This is a genomic window from Pseudomonas sp. LBUM1661 (assembly GCF_059695925.1).
Map to the genome: position 1 here is coordinate 14,778 of NZ_CP166794.1, position 13,213 is coordinate 27,990.

Genomic DNA, 13,213 nt, shown 5'->3' on the forward strand with positions numbered 1-13,213 from the left:
TCACTCCGTTGAATCCATTTTACCGCGCGCGGCGGCGATCTTGATCAGCTTGGCGTAGTAGAACCCGTCGTGGCCGCCTTCCTGGGCCAGCAATTGGCGGCCATGGGGCTGCTTGATGCCAGCGGTCGTGGCGAGGTCCAGTTCGCGGGCACCCGGCGTGCGGGCGAGGAACGCTTCGATGACCTCGGTGTTCTCGGTCGGCAGTGTGGAACAGGTGGCATAAAGCAGAATGCCGCCGACGTCCAAAGTTATCCACATGGCATCGAGCAGTTCGCCCTGCAACACCGCCAGCGCGGCGATGTCGTCGGGTTGGCGGGTCAGCTTGATGTCCGGGTGACGGCGGATCACGCCGGTGGCCGAGCATGGCGCGTCGAGCAGGATGCGCTGGAACGGTTTGCCGTCCCACCAGGTCGCGGTGTCGCGACCATCGGCGGCGATCAGTTCGGCGCTCAGGCCCAGGCGCGCGAGGTTTTCCCGCACCCGCACCAGACGCTTGGCTTCCAGGTCCACCGCCACTACACCGGCCAGCTTTGGCTCGGCTTCAAGGATGTGGCAGGTCTTGCCGCCCGGTGCGCAACAGGCGTCGAGCACGCGTTGACCCGGTGCCAGGTCGAGCAGGTCGGCGGCCAGTTGCGCCGCTTCGTCCTGCACGCTGATCCAGCCTTCGGCGAAACCCGGCAGGCTGCGCACGTCGGCGGCGGCGTCGAGGATGATGCCGTCCTGACTGTACACGCACGGCGTGGCGGCGATGCCGGCGTAGGTCAGCAACCCGAGATAAGCATCGCGGGTGTGATGGCGACGGTTGACCCGCAAAATCATCGGCGGATGCGCGTTGTTCGCCGCGCAAATGGCTTCCCATTGCTCAGGCCAGAACGCCTTCAGGGATTTTTGCAGCCAGCGCGGGTGGGCGGTGCGCACCACCGGATCGTGTTCCAGCTCGGCCAACAGCGCTTCGCTTTCCCGCTGGGCGCGGCGCAGCACGGCGTTGAGCAAGGCTTTGGCCCAGGGCTTTTTCAGCTTGTCGGCGCAACCCACGGTTTCGCCGATGGCGGCGTGGGCCGGAACGCGGGTGTAGAGCAGTTGATAGAGACCGACCAGCAGCAGCGCTTCGACATCGGCGTCCGCCGCTTTGAACGGCTTTTGCAGCAGCTTGGCCGCCAGCGCCGACAAGCGCGGCTGCCAGCGAGCGGTGCCGAACGCCAGGTCCTGGGTGAAGCCGCGATCGCGGTCTTCGACCTTGTCCATTTGTGTCGGCAGGGAACTGTTGAGTGAGGCTTTTCCATTCAGAACAGCAGCAAGTGCCTTGGCGGCGGCCAGACGTGGGTTCATTGAGCGTCCGCCGTTTGACCGAGCACGGTGCCGACGGCAAATTTTTCACGACGGCTGTTGAACAAGTCACTGAAGTTCAGCGCCTTGCCGCCAGGCAATTGCAGACGCGTCAGGCACAGCGCCTGTTCGCCGCAAGCGACGATCAAACCATCTTTGCTGGCGCTGAGGATTTGCCCCGGTGCGCCCTGCCCTTCGACAAGGCTCGCGGCCAGCACCTTCAACGCTTCGCCATTCAACGTGCTGTGGGTGATCGGCCACGGATTGAAAGCGCGGACCAGGCGCTCCAGCTCAACCGCCGGACGGCTCCAGTCGATGCGTGCTTCATCTTTGTTCAATTTGTGAGCATACGTGGCGAGGCTGTCGTCCTGCACTTCGCCTTCCAGCGTTCCGGAAGCGAGGCCGGCGATCGCTTGAACAACGGCCGGTGGACCCATTTCCGCCAGACGGTCGTGGAGGCTGCCGCCGGTGTCTTCAGCGGTGATCGGTGTGGTGACTTTCAGCAGCATCGGCCCGGTGTCGAGGCCCAGCTCCATGCGCATCACGGTCACGCCGCTTTCGGCATCGCCTGCTTCAACGGCGCGCTGGATCGGCGCCGCACCGCGCCAGCGAGGCAGCAAGGACGCGTGGCTGTTGATGCAGCCCAGGCGTGGAATATCCAGCACCACTTGCGGCAGGATCAGGCCATAGGCGACCACCACCAGCAAATCGGGCTTCAACGCGGCCAGTTCCGCCTGAGCGTCTTCGTTGCGCAGGGTCGGCGGCTGCAATACCGGGATACTGTTTTGCAGAGCCAACTGCTTGACCGGGCTCGGCATCAGTTTTTGCCCGCGACCTGCCGGACGGTCCGGTTGGGTGTAGACCGCGACGATCTCGTAAGGGCTGTCGAGCAGGGCCTTGAGGTGTTCGGCGGCGAATTCCGGGGTGCCGGCAAAGACGATGCGCAGTGGCTCAGTCATGGAAGCTCTCTATTACAAAGCAGTCGCAAAAGAAAAAGGCTTGCCGCAGCAAGCCTTTGAAAGAGGGGCATCAAGTGTTCTGGCGATGGAGCTTTTCCAGTTTCTTCTTGATTCGGTCACGTTTGAGATTGGACAGGTAGTCGACGAACAATTTGCCGTTGAGGTGGTCGCATTCATGCTGGATGCACACCGCGAGCAGGCCTTCGGCGATCAATTCGTAAGGCTGGCCGTCACGGTCCAGGGCCTTGATCTTGACCTTTTGCGGGCGGTCGACGTTTTCGTAGAAGCCCGGTACCGAGAGGCAGCCTTCCTGATACTGCTCCATTTCGTCAGTCAGGGTTTCGAACTCGGGGTTGATGAACACCCGGGGCTCGCTGCGGTCTTCGGAGAGGTCCATCACGACAATCCGTTTGTGCACGTTGACCTGGGTCGCGGCGAGGCCAATGCCTGGCGCTTCATACATTGTTTCAAACATGTCATCGACCAACTGACGCACTTCGTCGTCCACTACGGCCACAGGTTTGGCGATAGTGCGCAGGCGCGAGTCGGGAAATTCGAGGATGTCTAAAATGGCCATAAGCTTAATTGCTGCACGTGTGAGGTAAAGTCGGGTCGATGGCCTGGCGGGTCCGAAGATGCCGGCTACCGTTGTAAAACGTAGCGCCCTTTTCAGCAATGAGCGGGGAGCGAGCCACGAGGGCTCTGGCGTTTCACGCGAACGCACATAATAAAGGGATTCACCGCATGAGGAAATCACTACTCGCCTTGCTCCTTCTGGCCTCGGCCGGTTTTGCGCAGGGGCAAGTGCAACTCAAGGAAGGTTTTCCACAGCAATACACCGTGGTCACGGGGGACACACTCTGGGACATCTCGGGAAAATACCTCCGTGAACCGTGGAAATGGCCGGACCTTTGGCAGGCCAATCCACAGATCGAAAACCCCAATCTGATCTACCCCGGGGACCAGCTGTCGCTGGTCTACGTCAACGGTCAGCCGCGCCTGACCCTCAATCGCGGGGCTTCCCGGGGCACCATCAAGCTCTCGCCGCGCATCCGCAGCAGCCCGGTGGCCGACGCCATCCCGAGCATTCCGTTGCAATCGATCAACAGCTTTCTGCTGAGTAACCGCATCGTCGACAAGGTCGAGGATTTCGACAAGGCGCCCTACATCGTCGCCGGCGATGCCGAACGGGTGCTCAGCGGCACCGGTGACCGGATCTTCGCCCGTGGCCATTTCGACCCGAATCAACCGGTCTACGGCATCTTCCGCCAGGGCAAGGTCTACACCGATCCTGACAGCAAAGAGTTTTTGGGGATCAACGCCGACGACATCGGCGGTGGCGAAATTGTCGCCTCCGAGGGCGACGTCGCGACGTTGGCGCTGCAACGGACCACTCAGGAAGTGCGCCTCGGTGACCGTTTGTTCAGCGGTGAAGAGCGCTCGATCAACTCCACGTTCATGCCCAGTGCGCCCAAAAGCCAGATCAATGGCTTGATCATTGACGTGCCGCGCGGCGTCACCCAGATCGGCGCCATGGATGTGGTCACGCTGAACAAGGGTCAGCGCGATGGCTTGGCCGAGGGTAACGTGTTGGTGGTGATGAAAACCGGCGAAACCGTACGTGATCGGATCACCGGCCAGCCGCTGAAAATTCCCGATGAGCGTGCCGGCTTGCTGATGGTGTTCCGTACCTACGACAAACTCAGTTACGGCTTGGTACTCAACGCATCGCGGTCCCTGGCGGTGATGGACAAGGTGCGAAATCCTTAAACCTGCTCCACAAGTTACCAACAGAGTTATCCACAGCTTATTCCCGTTTGAACGGGGCTCATAACGATCAAGGATGATCCATGTCACTGCCTGTATTTGCACCGGTTTCCCCCGCGGAACTGGAAGCCCGTTTACGTTTGCATCGCTTGCCGGAACTCGGCCCGGCGCGTTTCAAGAAATTGCTTGAGGCGTTTGGCTCGGCCTCCAGCGCTATCAGCGCGCCGGCCAGTGCCTGGCGTGCGCTCGGTTTGCCGCTCGCGTGCTCCGACGCCCGGCGCTCCAGTGAAATCCGTGATGGCGCGAGCCACGCATTGGCCTGGCTAGAGCGTTCGGGCCAGCATTTGCTGATGTGGGACCAGCCTGACTACCCGGCGCTGCTGGCAGAACTCGGCGATGCACCGCCGCTGTTATTCGTGGCGGGCGATCCGGGCATTCTGGAAAAACCGCAATTGGCGATGGTCGGTAGCCGTCGCGCCTCGCGGCCAGGCATGGACACCGCCGCCGCTTTTTCCCGCAGTTTGGCCAGTGCCGGTTTTGTAATTACCAGCGGTTTGGCCCTGGGCATCGATGCCGCCGCGCACCAGGCGGCTTTGGACGTTGGCGGGCGAACGGTAGGTGTTCTTGGCACGGGGCTTGAAAAGTTTTATCCACAGCGCAATCGACGCCTGGCGGACGCCATGATTGCGTCGGGCAGCGCGGTGCTTTCGGAGTTCCCGCTGGACGCCGGACCCAGCGCCGGCAACTTCCCACGGCGTAACCGAATCATCAGCGGTTTGTCCCTCGGCGTGCTGGTGGTCGAGGCCAGTGTCGCCAGCGGTTCGTTGATCACGGCAAGGTTGGCGGCGGAGCAAGGTCGCGAGGTGTATGCGATTCCGGGATCGATCCATCACCCCGGTGCCCGTGGTTGTCATCAGTTGATTCGCGACGGTGCGGTATTGGTGGAGACCATCGAGCACATCCTCGAAGCCTTGCGCGGTTGGCAACGGCTGCCGTTATCCACAGAGGCGACGCCGGCCGTGACGAGCCACCCGCTGCTGTCGCTGCTCCATGCGGCGCCTCACACCAGTGAAGCGCTGGCCGACAGCAGTGGCTGGACCTTGCCGAAAGTGCTGGCGGCGTTGACGGAGCTGGAAATGGAGGGCCGGGCAGTCTGCGAAAATGGGCGCTGGTTTGCGCGGGTAAGCTAGGTTTTATAATGAACATCGGTAAACTGCGCAGAGCCTTATTCCGGAGAGTTTTTCATGGTTAACAGTTGGCGTGTGCAACAAGCCGCACGAGCCATTCGCGCAGGCGCGGTGATTGCCTACCCAACCGAAGCTGTCTGGGGCCTGGGGTGCGACCCGTGGGACGAAGAGGCGGTGGATCGTTTGCTGATGATCAAAGGTCGGTCTGTGGAAAAGGGCCTGATTCTGGTCGCCGACAACATCCGCCAGTTCGACTTCCTCTTCGAAGACTTCCCGGAGCTGTGGATGGACCGTATGGCCAGCACTTGGCCGGGGCCGAATACCTGGCTGGTGCCGCACCAGAATCTGTTGCCGCAATGGATCACCGGGGTGCATGAAACGGTGGCGTTGCGGGTCAGCGATCACCCGCAGGTGCGGGATTTGTGTGCGTTGGTCGGGCCGTTGGTCTCGACGTCCGCCAACCCACAGGGCCGGCCGGCAGCGCGGTCACGGATTCGCATCGAGCAGTATTTCCGTGGGCAGCTTGATTTGGTGTTGGGCGGGAATCTGGGTGGGCGCAAGAACCCGAGCGTGATTCGCGACGTGGCGACGGGCAAGGTTTTGCGCCCGGACTAATTCCGAGGTGACCCCAATCGCGGGCAAGCCCGCTCCCACAGGTTATGTGTCGTACACAAAAACTGTGGGAGCGGGCTTGCCCGCGATGAGGCCCGAACAGTCGCCGCAAAGGTTAAGGCAATAGAACCGTCGAGCCAGTCGTGCGCCGCGCCGACAACTCGGTCTGCGCCTTCGCCGCGTCAGCCAGTGGATACTTGTGGCTGATATCCACCTTCAGCTTGCCGCTGATGATCATCTCAAACAGCTCATCCGCCATACGCTGCAGGTTTTCAGCGTTGTTGGCATAGGTCGCCAGGGTCGGCCGGGTCACGTACAGCGAACCCTTCGCCGACAAAATCCCCAGATTCACCCCCTCCACCGCCCCCGAGGCGTTACCAAAACTCACCACCAAGCCACGCGGCGAAACGCTATCGAGCGACGTCAGCCAGGTGTCTTTGCCCACCCCGTCGTACACCACCGGGACTTTTTTCCCGTCAGTCAATTCCAGCACCCGTTGTGCGACGTTTTCATGGCTGTAATCGATGGTCGCCCAGGCGCCATTGGCCTTGGCCAGCGCGGCTTTCTCCGGCGAACTGACGGTGCCGATCAGCTTCACGCCCAAGGCCTTGGCCCATTGGCAGGCCAGCGAACCGACACCGCCGGCGGCGGCGTGGAACAGGATGGTTTCGCTACCCTTCAGCTCATAGGTCTGACGCAACAGGTACTGCACGGTCAGGCCCTTGAGCATTACCCCGGCCGCTTGTTCGAAGCTGATGGCGTCCGGCAGAAGCACCAGATTGGCTTCCGGCAAGACGTGAACATCGCTGTAGGCGCCCAACGGTCCGCTGCCATACGCCACGCGGTCGCCGACTTTGAAGCGGGTGACTTCACTGCCGACCGCCTCGACCACGCCCGCGCCTTCCGAGCCCAGGCCCGATGGCAAGGCCGGGAGCGGATAGAGGCCACTGCGGAAATAGGTGTCGATGAAGTTCAGGCCGATGGCCTTGTTGGTCACGCGTACCTGCTGCGGGCCGGGCTCGGCGGGTTGGTAATCAACATACTCGAGCACTTCGGGGCCGCCGTGGGCGCGGAACTGGATACGCTTAGCCATCTGCCTACTCCTTGGGTCATGTTTCTTGGGACATAAGACGAAGCGCCCTATCGAACGCCTAACCTTGATCTTCGTCAACTGCGAAGCGTCGACCTGCGATGTTATGCTACGCGCCCATTTGCGCCGGCCCCCTGCTTCAATGGCGCCGCGTAGCTTTGCCCGATTCAAGGTGATGCCATGACTACCCGCACCGAGGCCGTAAAAGCCTACCTGCTCGACCTGCAAGACCGCATTTGCGCTGCCCTGGAAGCCGAGGACGGCGGCACGCGTTTCGTCGAAGACGCCTGGACCCGGCCTGCTGGCGGTGGCGGTCGCACGCGGGTGATCGAAAACGGCACGGTTATCGAAAAGGGCGGCGTCAACTTTTCCCACGTGTTTGGCAGCGGTCTCCCACCGTCCGCCAGCGCCCATCGGCCAGAACTGGCCGGGCGTGGCTTCGAAGCGCTGGGTGTTTCGCTGGTGATCCACCCGCACAACCCGCACGTGCCGACTTCCCACGCCAACGTGCGTTTTTTCATCGCTGAAAAAGAAGGTGAAGAACCGGTCTGGTGGTTCGGCGGCGGCTTCGACCTGACCCCTTATTACGGCAACGTCGAGGACTGCGTGCATTGGCACCGTGTCGCCGAACAGGCCTGCGCGCCGTTCGGTCCGGACGTCTACTCGCGCTACAAGGCATGGTGCGACAGCTACTTCCACATCAAGCATCGCCACGAGCCACGGGGCATCGGTGGCCTGTTTTTCGATGACTTGAACGAGTGGGATTTCGACACCAGCTTCGCGTTCATGCGCGCCATCGGTGACGCCTACATCGACGCCTACCTGCCGATTGTGCAGCGCCGCAAGAACGAGGCGTTCAGCGCCAAGCAGCGCGAATTCCAGGAATTCCGCCGTGGCCGCTACGTCGAGTTCAACCTGGTCTACGACCGTGGCACGCTGTTCGGCCTGCAATCGGGCGGACGTACCGAGTCGATCCTCATGTCCCTGCCGCCGCAAGTACGCTGGAGCTATGACTGGAAAGCCGAGCCGGGCAGCGAAGAAGCACGGCTGACCGAGTACTTCCTGCAAGACCGCGATTGGTTGTCCGAGGCCTGAACGAGGAATCCCGATGGACCGTTACGTCGTATTTGGTAACCCAATTGGCCACAGCAAGTCGCCGCTGATTCATCGTCTGTTCGCCGAGCAAACCGCTCAGGCATTGGACTACAGCACTTCGCTGGCGCCGCTTGACGACTTTTCCGACTTTGCCCGGGCTTTTTTCCTTGAGGGGCGCGGGGCGAACGTGACGGTGCCGTTCAAGGAAGAGGCCTATCGCCTGGCGAACAGCCTGACGCCGCGGGCGCAGCGGGCTGGTGCGGTGAACACCTTGAGCAAACAGGCCGATGGCAGTCTGCTGGGTGACAACACCGATGGCGCCGGGTTGGTGCGGGACCTGACGGTCAACGCCGGTTTCAGCCTCAAGGGCAAACGCATTCTGCTGCTGGGTGCCGGCGGCGCGGTGCGCGGTGTACTGGAGCCGCTGCTGGCGGAACAGCCGGCGTCGGTGATCATCGCCAACCGCACGGTGGAAAAAGCCGAGTTGCTGGCGGAATTGTTTTCTGACCTGGGCCCGGTGTCGGCCAGTGGTTTCGACTGGTTGCGGGAGTCGGTGGACCTGATCATCAACGCGACCTCCGCGAGCCTGACAGGCGAAGTACCGCCGATTGCCAGCAGCTTGATCGAGCCGGGCAAGACGGTGTGCTACGACATGATGTACGGCAAGGAACCGACCTCGTTCTGCCGTTGGGCCAGCGAGCATGGGGCGGCGGTGTCGATGGACGGGTTGGGGATGTTGGCCGAGCAAGCGGCTGAGGCGTTTTATCTGTGGCGTGGTGTGCGCCCGGATACCGCGCCGGTACTGGCCGAACTCCGCCGCCAACTGACCGCATAAAACCTTGGAGCGAGGCTTGCCCGCGAAGCTTTTGGCGTACCTGAGGACGCCTTCGCGGGCAAGCCTCGCTCCTACAGGGGCGGTGTTTTAGTCTTCGAAACGGATCGGGCATTTCTCTGCGCCTTCCAGCTTCCGCAACTCTTCCACCACCGGCGGCCTCGCCCCGCGCAGGGTCAAGCTGCGATCCTGCCGCAGCAGCCGTCGCGCTTCCTGGTGCAGCATCTCCACCCCTGAATAGTCGATGAAGTTGATCTGCTGCGCCTCGATCACCACTCGGGCGCCGTGCATCCGTTGCAGGCGCACTTGCAGGTAATGGCTGGCGCCGAAAAAAATCGAGCCGCCGACCCGCAGAATGTCTTCATCCCCGTCGCGCCAATGCTGCACCCGTGGTTGCGAGGTGCGCTTGAGGTAGAAGAACAGCGACGCCAGCACGCCGGCATAGATCGCCGTTTGCAATTCCAGCAACAGCGTGGCGACACAGGTCAGCGCCATGACCAGGAACTCGGCGCGGCTGACCCGCAACAACGCGCGAATGCCGCGATGGTCCACCAAGCCCCAGGCGATCAACAGAATGCTCCCGGCCATCGCGGGGATCGGAATGTGTGCGATCAGATTCGCACCGAAGATGGCGAACAACGCCACCCACAATGCCGAAAAAACCCCGGCCATCGGTGAGCAGGCCCCCGCTTCATAACTCAGGCCCGAGCGGGTGAAAGAACCGGCTGACAAGGAGCCGGAAAAAAACGCACCGACCATGTTCGATAATCCCTGAGCGCGGACTTCCTGATTGGCGTCGAGCAGTTGCTGCGAACGGGCCGACAAAGAACGGGCGATCGACAGACTCGTCACCAGCCCGAGCATCCCGACCGCTACCGCACTGGGCAACAGACGCAGGATCAGGTCCAGATCCAGCGGCAACGGACTGAAGGGTGGCAAGCGCCCGACAAACGCGCTGACCAGTTTCACGTGACCGAACATCGATGGCCAGAACCAGACCAGCAGCCCGCTCAACACCAGGGTCATCAAGAGCGTCGGCCAGCGTGGCAGCAGTAATTTCAGGATCACGCCCACCACGACGGTGGCCAGTCCCAGCAACAGCGAAGGTTTATCCACTGCGCCGAGATGCCTGAACACCATCAGAAAACTGTCCAGCGCGGTGGCCTGGTTCGGCAAGTCCAGCCCCAGCAGGTTGGGCAATTGGCCGATGGCAATCACCACCGCCGCGCCGAGGGTGAACCCCAGCACCACCGAGTGAGAAACGAAATTCACCAGGGCGCCGAACCGCAGCAAACCCAACAGCCACTGGAATATACCGGCGAGCAGCGTCAGCAAAAGGATCAGGGTGACGTAGTCCTCTGACGCGGGAATGGCCAGAGGACTGACACTGGCGTAGAGGACGATGGAAATGGCTGCTGTCGGACCACAGATCAGATGCCACGACGAGCCCCAGAGGCAAGCGATCAGTACCGGGATGATCGCGGCGTACAGGCCATATTCCGGTGGGAGACCGGCGATCAGGGCGTAGGCAATGGACTGCGGCAACGCGAGAATCGCGCCGCTCAGGCCGACGATCAAGTCACGACCGACGCTGGCGCGGGTCTGCCGGGGTAACCAGGCGAGGAATGGGAAGAGTGTATGGCGGCTGGGGAAGGCCATGAGTCCTCTCGGGTGGGATTTTGTGCAAGGGTAGCAGGACAGACGACGATTCCTTCCTTTTGTAGGAGCGAGGCTTGCCCGCGAAGCTTTTGGCGTACTCAAAGACGCCTTCGCGGGCAAGCCTCGCTCCTACAAGGGTTGGTTAGAGCTTGGCCTTGACCGCCGGCAATGCATCCTTCCCATCCAAGGTCTTCACGCCATCCAGCCATTTATCCAGCACCGCCGGATTGGCCTTGATCCACGCCTTGGCCGCATCGGCATTGCTGACCTTCTTGTTCACCACCTCGGCCATGATGCTGTTCTCCATCTCCTGGGTGAAGCTCAGGTTGGTCAGCAGCTTGCCAACATTGGGGCAGGCCTGTGCATAACCTTTGCGAGTCAGGGTATGCACGCTGCCGGTATCGCCGAAGTACTTCTCGCCGCCCTTCAGGTAATGCATTTTCAGTTGCACGTTCATCGGGTGCGGCGTCCAGCCGAGGAAGGTCACGAACTTCTGTTTTTTCACCGCGCGAGACACTTCGGCCAGCATTGCCTGCTCACTGGACTCAACCAGTTTCCACTGGCCCATGTCGAAATCGTTCTTCTTGATGATCTCTTGCAGCGAAATATTCGCCGGGGCGCCGGAGCCGATGCCGTAAATCTTTTTGTCGAACTTGTCGGCGTATTTGTTCAGGTCGGCAAAGTTATGCACACCCGCGTCCCAGACGTAGTCCGGGACCGCCAGGGTGAATTCGGTGCCGTCGAGATTCTTGGCCAATTGAGTGACATCGCCCGTGGCCACGAACTTGTCGTAGAAGCCCTGCTGCGCCGGCATCCAGTTACCCAGGAACACATCAACCTGGCCATCCTTGAGCCCGCCAAAAGTAATCGGCACCGCCAGGGTGTCAACTTTGGCCTTGTAGCCCATGCCGTCCAGCAGAAACCCGGTGATGGCGTTGGTCGCGGCGATGTCACTCCAGCCGGGATCGGCCATTTTCACCGTTTCGCAGCTCTGATCGGCATACGCCGATGCACTGCCCAGAGCGAGCAGCCCGACCGTCAGTACTGTGGATAACCTTTGCATGGACTTCCCCTTAACATTATTGGTTTTGGCAGGGTTGTGGATAACGTGCTTTTCGCTCCAGATCGTCGAGGTCGATGTGGTTGCGCATGTACTGCTGACTGGCGTCCACCAGCGGCTGGTGATCCCAGCTCTTCAGCTTGCCGAGGGTCAACGCATCGGCAACGAAACGTCGGCGCCGCTGGCTGGCGAGCACCTGTTTATGAATGGCTGGAATATCCCATTTAGCCCGTGCTTCGGCGAGAAAATCCTCGAAAAGCTGCCGATGTTGCGGCGAATGGCTGAGTTCTTCCTGTTCGCGCGGATCATTGTGTACATCGAAGAGTAGGCAAGGGTCGTCTTCGCTGTAGATGAATTTGTAAGCGCCGCGTCGGATCATCATCAGCGGGCTGATAGTGCCTTCGGCCATGTATTCGCCGAACACTTCATCGTGACCGCCCTGCCCTTGCAGGTGCGAAACCAGAGAACGACCGTCCAGCGGCAAGCCCGGCTCCAGCGAGCCACCGGCCAATTCGACGAAGGTCGGTAACAAGTCGGCGGTAGACACCGCGGCACTGACCCGGCCTGCGCCGAATTGCCCCGGAGCACTTATCAACAGGGGCACACGGGCGGCCATCTCGTACCAGTGCATTTTGTACCAGAGCCCGCGTTCGCCCAGCATGTCGCCGTGGTCGCCGGAGAAGACGATGATGGTGTCGTCGATCAGCCCGGTATCTTCGAGTGTTTGCAGGAGTTTGCCGACGTTGCTGTCGATATAGCTGCAGGCTCCGAAGTACGCTCGTCGCGCATCACGAATCTTATCCACAGGCAGCGGTTTATCCCACAGGTCGTAAACCTTCAGTAAACGCTGGGAATGCGGATCGAGATCGGCCTGTGCCGGCGTTTCGGGCAACGGGATATCCGCGTCGTCGTACATATCCCAAAAAGCCTTGGGAATCGTGTACGGGTCGTGTGGGTGAGTCATCGAGACGGTCAGGCAGAACGGCTGATCGCCATCCTCGCGGATATGGTCGAACAGATACTGTTGCGCCTTGAACACCACCTCTTCATCAAAATCCAACTGATTGGTACGCACGCATGGCCCGGCTTGCAGCACCGACGACATGTTGTGGTACCAAGTCGGACGCACATCGGGATCGTCCCAGTTCACTGACCAACCGTAATCGGCCGGATAAATGTCGCTTGTCAGGCGTTCTTCATAGCCGTGCAACTGATCGGGGCCGCAAAAGTGCATCTTGCCCGACAGCGCGGTGCGGTAACCGAGTCGACGCAAGTAATGGGCATAAGTCGGAACATCGGCGGGGAAATCGGCGGCGTTGTCGTAGGCGCCGATTTTGCTCGGCAGCTGACCGCTGACCAGGGTGAAACGCGACGGCGCGCACAGTGGGCTGTTGCAATAAGCGGCGTCGAACACCACGCCTTCGGCGGCGAGGCGGCTGAGATTAGGCAATTTGATGGGCGAAGGGCCGTAGAACGGCAACATTGGCGCGGCCATCTGATCGGCCATGATGAAAAGAATATTCTTGCGCTTCATGTGATCGCGGCATTCCATAGTGAATATTTATGCGAGAGTGCTGCGATCGAGCATGTAGCCCATGCCTTTTGTGGTAAAGCCCATGCGCGGCA

Annotated in this window: 12 protein-coding genes; 5 read left to right on the plus strand and 7 right to left on the minus strand. The window is 61.0% G+C overall.

Going from position 1 to position 13,213, the window contains the following annotated elements; translation table 11 throughout:
• The 3 genes from rsmB to def form a co-directional block, all read right to left on the minus strand.
• Window positions 1–1,329 carry a 16S rRNA (cytosine(967)-C(5))-methyltransferase RsmB gene (gene rsmB, locus ACA057_RS00070; protein WP_497344966.1) on the minus strand — a complete coding sequence of 443 codons (1,329 nt, stop codon included), beginning with the start codon at window positions 1,327–1,329 and terminating at the stop codon, window positions 1–3.
• Window positions 1,326–2,285 carry a methionyl-tRNA formyltransferase gene (gene fmt / locus ACA057_RS00075; RefSeq protein WP_497344968.1) on the minus strand — a complete coding sequence of 320 codons (960 nt, stop codon included), beginning with the start codon at window positions 2,283–2,285 and terminating at the stop codon, window positions 1,326–1,328. Before fmt ends, rsmB begins: the two co-directional genes overlap by 4 nt.
• Window positions 2,286–2,355: 70 nt before the next feature.
• A complete protein-coding gene (gene def / locus ACA057_RS00080) occupies window positions 2,356–2,862 on the minus strand; it encodes a peptide deformylase (RefSeq protein WP_497344970.1) in 507 nt (168 codons plus the stop codon).
• 167 nt (window positions 2,863–3,029) lie between these two features.
• Between def and ACA057_RS00085 the strand changes: the two genes are divergently transcribed.
• The 3 genes from ACA057_RS00085 (at window position 3,030) to tsaC (ending at window position 5,854) form a co-directional block, all read left to right on the plus strand.
• Window positions 3,030–4,055 (plus strand): LysM peptidoglycan-binding domain-containing protein, encoded by a 1,026-nt coding sequence (locus tag ACA057_RS00085; RefSeq protein ID WP_497344972.1) that lies wholly within the window; start codon window positions 3,030–3,032, stop codon window positions 4,053–4,055.
• An 80-nt stretch (window positions 4,056–4,135) separates the two neighbouring features.
• On the plus strand, window positions 4,136–5,242 hold the full coding sequence (gene dprA / locus ACA057_RS00090; RefSeq protein ID WP_497344974.1) for a DNA-processing protein DprA: 1,107 nt from the start codon (window positions 4,136–4,138) through the stop codon (window positions 5,240–5,242).
• Window positions 5,243–5,296: 54 nt separating this feature from the next.
• On the plus strand, window positions 5,297–5,854 hold the full coding sequence (gene tsaC, locus ACA057_RS00095) for an L-threonylcarbamoyladenylate synthase type 1 TsaC (protein ID WP_497344976.1): 558 nt from the start codon (window positions 5,297–5,299) through the stop codon (window positions 5,852–5,854).
• A 112-nt stretch (window positions 5,855–5,966) separates the two neighbouring features.
• Here the strand turns inward: tsaC and ACA057_RS00100 are convergent, their stop codons facing one another.
• Window positions 5,967–6,944 (minus strand): NADPH:quinone reductase, encoded by a 978-nt coding sequence (locus ACA057_RS00100; RefSeq protein ID WP_497344978.1) that lies wholly within the window; start codon window positions 6,942–6,944, stop codon window positions 5,967–5,969.
• A gap of 177 nt (window positions 6,945–7,121) precedes the next feature.
• Between ACA057_RS00100 and hemF the strand changes: the two genes are divergently transcribed.
• Together hemF and aroE are read left to right on the plus strand one after the other, a co-directional pair.
• Window positions 7,122–8,036 (plus strand): oxygen-dependent coproporphyrinogen oxidase, encoded by a 915-nt coding sequence (gene hemF, locus ACA057_RS00105; RefSeq protein ID WP_497344980.1) that lies wholly within the window; start codon window positions 7,122–7,124, stop codon window positions 8,034–8,036.
• A gap of 13 nt (window positions 8,037–8,049) precedes the next feature.
• A complete protein-coding gene (gene aroE, locus ACA057_RS00110; protein ID WP_497344982.1) occupies window positions 8,050–8,871 on the plus strand; it encodes a shikimate dehydrogenase in 822 nt (273 codons plus the stop codon).
• 87 nt (window positions 8,872–8,958) lie between these two features.
• On the opposite strand, the gene ACA057_RS00115 is transcribed toward aroE, so the two are convergent.
• The 3 genes from ACA057_RS00115 to betC all read right to left on the minus strand — a co-directional run bounded on the left by ACA057_RS00115 (window position 8,959) and on the right by betC (window position 13,121).
• On the minus strand, window positions 8,959–10,527 hold the full coding sequence (locus tag ACA057_RS00115) for a SulP family inorganic anion transporter (RefSeq protein WP_497344984.1): 1,569 nt from the start codon (window positions 10,525–10,527) through the stop codon (window positions 8,959–8,961).
• A 142-nt stretch (window positions 10,528–10,669) separates the two neighbouring features.
• Window positions 10,670–11,590 carry a choline ABC transporter substrate-binding protein gene (gene choX, locus ACA057_RS00120; protein ID WP_497344986.1) on the minus strand — a complete coding sequence of 307 codons (921 nt, stop codon included), beginning with the start codon at window positions 11,588–11,590 and terminating at the stop codon, window positions 10,670–10,672.
• 16 nt (window positions 11,591–11,606) lie between these two features.
• Window positions 11,607–13,121 carry a choline-sulfatase gene (gene betC / locus ACA057_RS00125; protein ID WP_497344988.1) on the minus strand — a complete coding sequence of 505 codons (1,515 nt, stop codon included), beginning with the start codon at window positions 13,119–13,121 and terminating at the stop codon, window positions 11,607–11,609.
• Between the last annotated feature and the right edge of the window lie 92 nt (window positions 13,122–13,213).